The sequence below is a fragment of the Pseudoroseomonas cervicalis ATCC 49957 genome (genome assembly GCF_000164635.1).
GTDB lineage: Bacteria > Pseudomonadota > Alphaproteobacteria > Acetobacterales > Acetobacteraceae > Pseudoroseomonas > Pseudoroseomonas cervicalis.
Genome location: NZ_GG770779.1, coordinates 284,039 through 287,163 on the forward strand (window position 1 = coordinate 284,039; position 3,125 = coordinate 287,163).

Consider the following 3,125-nt stretch of genomic DNA (forward strand, 5'->3'; position numbering starts at 1 on the left):
AAGGCGACCAGCAGCTCCCCGGCCTTGAAGCTCTGCCCCTCGGCGAAGGGGGCGTCGCGCAGCCGGCCGGACATCTGGGCGGAGATCTGCGCCTCCTCGGCCGCCAGGAGCTGCGCCCGCGCCTCCAGCGTCTCCTGCGCCCTGGCGGGCGTGGCCAGGGCGGCGAGGCCGGCCAGGGCCAGGGCTGCGATGGACCGCATGGCGCCGCTCACCCCCGCGGGGCCTGGGCGGCCGTGGGCGCCTCGCTGATCGCCCCTTCCGGCACCGCCGCCTCCCCCGCCGCCGCGGCGCGCAGCCGGTCGGGGAACTGGGCGAAGCGGGCGCGCACCGCCTCGGTCAGGGTCGGGATGTCATGCGCGCGCACCGTCTCCGGCAGCGGGTCGAGGCCGGTGGCGACATAGATCTGCGCCGCCGCCGTCTCCCGCTCCGCCAGCGTCAGGGCCAGCCGCACCCGGGCCAGCAGCGCGTTCGCCTCGGCCACCGCCACGTCCAGCTCGTTCGCCGTCTGCGCCGCCACGCCGTTGCGCGTCTCGCGCAGCAGCCGCTCCTCGACCTGCGCTGCCTCGGCGGCCAGGGCGTGCGCCTGGCGCGCCACCTCATGCCGGCGCACGGCCAGGTGCACCTGCACCATCACCGCCATGCCGACCTGCAGGCGGCGCGTCTGGTCCAGCGCCGCCATGCGCTCCGCCTGCCGCTGCTGCGAGGGCAGGGTGAAGATCCGCATCAGGTTCCAGCTCAGCAGCCCGCCGGCCTGGAACCACTGGTTGTTCTGCAGGTAGCGGTTGGTGTCGAAGGCCGGGCCGGCGCGCAGCGTCAGCGAGGGGAAGATGCTCAGGAAGGCCTTCTCCACCTCCCGGCTGGTGATGCGGCCCTGATAGTCCTCGGCCCGCAGCTCCGGCCGCTCGGCGAAGGCCACCGGCACCAGGGATTGCGGCGGCAGGTCGCTCAGCCGCCCGCTCAGCTCCGGCATGCCCTGGGCGATCTGGTAGGTGGTGCCCGGCGGCAGGCCCATCAGCATGGCCAGCTCCGCCTTGGCGATCTCCATCTCGCGCCGCCGCTCGCTCAGCGCCTGCAGCGCGGCCAGCAGGACGCGCTGGTAGCTCAGCGCCTCGGCCGGGGAGAGCATCTTGTCGCGCTCGACCCGGCGCGAGCGCTCCAGCGCCTGGTTGGCGCGGGCGATCAGCCGCTCCAGCTCGGGCAGCAGGTGCTCGGCCGCCACGGCCCGCCAATAGGCGTTCTGCACATCGGCCGCGACCGTCTGGATCGCCTTGCGCCGGCGCTCCCCGGCCAGCAGCGCCGCGTCCTGCGCCTGCTTGGTGCGGGCGTAGTTGATGCCCAGCTCCAGCAGGTCGTAGCCGGCATTGAGCTGGCCGCGCAGCACGCTCTTCTCCTCGGCGATCGAGGCCTGCGGCGACAGCTGCCCGGTGGTGGCCGAGCGCGAGCTGGTGGCGCCCTCGCGCGAGCGCCAGGTGTAGGCGGCATCGGCGCCGATCCGCGGCAGCAGGTCCATCGCGGTCAGCTCGGCCTGGCCCATGGCCAGCCCTTCCTCGGCCAGCTTCACCCGGTGGTCGAGATTGTATTTCACCGCGCGGGCGATCGCCTCCTCCAGCACCACCGGCTGCGTGGCCGGCTCGGGCATGGCCATCAGGGCCTGCATGTCGGCGGTGGCGCGGGTCGTGATCTCCTCACGGCTCAGCGGCCGCGGCTGCCCGCAGGCGGCGAGGGTCAGCAGGGCTGCGGAGCAGAGCAGGATGGAACGGAGTGGCATCGGCGCCTCATTGTCAGTTTTTGCATGGGCGCCGAGGCGCCTCCGGTCTTCTCTGGCGGCAGGATGGTGGCGGGGGATCTACCATTTGATGAAAATTCGCATCATTAAATTCGCCGCGCCGGCGTGCCCGGCCATTGCGGCGGGGCCGGCGGCGGAGAATGATGCGGGCCTGCCCTTTCCGGACCGGACCGACGCCATGTGCCGTTTCCTGGCCTATCAGGGGGAGCCGATCTTTCTCTCCGAGATGGTCTGCGCCCCGGCCCACTCCTTGATTCACCAGTCGATGCACGCCGATGAGGGCAAGACCGCCACCAATGGCGACGGCTTCGGCCTCGGCTGGTACGGCGAGCGCGAGGAGCCCGGCCTCTACCGCGAGATCCGCCCCGCCTGGTCGGACGAGAATCTGCGCTCGCTCTGCGCCCAGGTGCGCTCCCGGTCGTTTTTCGCACATGTGCGCGCCTCGACCGGCACCTCGACCACGCGGGCCAACTGCCATCCCTTCAAGCATGGCCGCCACCTGTTCATGCACAACGGCCAGGTGGGCGACTATCTGCGGGTGAAGCGGCGGATCGAGTCGCTGATCCCCGACGAGCTCTATGTCCACCGCCAGGGCACCGGCGATACCGAGGCGCTGTTCCTGGCCGCCCTGGCCGACGGGCTGGCCGAGGAGCCGGTGGCGGCGATGGCGCGCACCCTGGGCCGCGCCCTGGCGCTGATGCGCGAGGCCGGCAGCCGCCAGCCGCTGCGCTTCGCCGCGGCGCACAGCGACGGGGAGGTGCTGACCTGCTTCCGCTGGTCCTCCGACAGCCACCCGCCCTCGCTCTACTACCGGCAGGGGTGCGGCGGGGTGATGGTGGTGTCCGAGCCGGTGGATGCGCGGGAGGCCGGCTGGCAGGTGATTCCCCCCAACGCCGTGCTGGTGGCGCGGATGGGCCAGCCGGTGGCGCTGCGGCCCTTCGTGGTGCCGCAGGGCGGCAGCCTGGCGGCCTGACGCCGCTTGGACGGCGGCATGCGGCACAGGCGCGGGGCCGGCGCCAAAAAAACGCTTCCGCCGCGGCTGGCCCCAAGGTTGCGCGAGTCGCGGCACCTGGGGCAGCGGCGGGGGCGCCGGGGTGGCAAAAACCTGTTTGACAGGGCCGGCAGCCGGGCCTAGAAGCCGCCCCCTGCCAGCGACCTGGACCCTTCGGGGAAAATGGTTCTGGCGGCGCTGCCAAGAAAACTTCAGATGCGGTCTTGACGGGCTAAGTAATCGCCTCTAAAAAGACCATATCGCCGGACGGTTCTTCTGGGCGGCGACAAAAGAGACTGAAAAATCTGCTTGACGCGAAAGCGAAGGTTGGTTAGAAAGTCTCCGCGC

2 protein-coding genes and 1 pseudogene are annotated in these 3,125 nt (G+C 71.8%); 1 reads left to right on the top strand and 2 read right to left on the bottom strand.

The window, feature by feature from the left end; translation table 11 throughout:
• Nucleotides 1–200: pseudogene (locus HMPREF0731_RS25445) on the bottom strand (hypothetical protein); the annotation flags it as partial.
• An 8-nt stretch (nucleotides 201–208) separates the two neighbouring features.
• Nucleotides 209–1,768 carry a TolC family protein gene (locus tag HMPREF0731_RS12545; RefSeq protein WP_007004515.1) on the bottom strand — a complete coding sequence of 520 codons (1,560 nt, stop codon included), beginning with the start codon at nucleotides 1,766–1,768 and terminating at the stop codon, nucleotides 209–211.
• An 88-nt stretch (nucleotides 1,769–1,856) separates the two neighbouring features.
• On the opposite strand from HMPREF0731_RS12545, the gene HMPREF0731_RS12550 reads away from it, so the two are divergent.
• A complete protein-coding gene (locus tag HMPREF0731_RS12550) occupies nucleotides 1,857–2,759 on the top strand; it encodes a class II glutamine amidotransferase (protein WP_007004516.1) in 903 nt (300 codons plus the stop codon).
• The last annotated feature ends 366 nt before the right edge of the window (nucleotides 2,760–3,125 follow it).

Coding starts and splice junctions, on each gene's coding strand:
- HMPREF0731_RS12545 (WP_007004515.1), bottom strand. CDS start 1,768: ATGCCACTCCGTTCCATCCTGCTCTGCTCCGCAGCCCTGCTGACCCTC.
- HMPREF0731_RS12550 (WP_007004516.1), top strand. CDS start 1,857: ATGAAAATTCGCATCATTAAATTCGCCGCGCCGGCGTGCCCGGCCATT.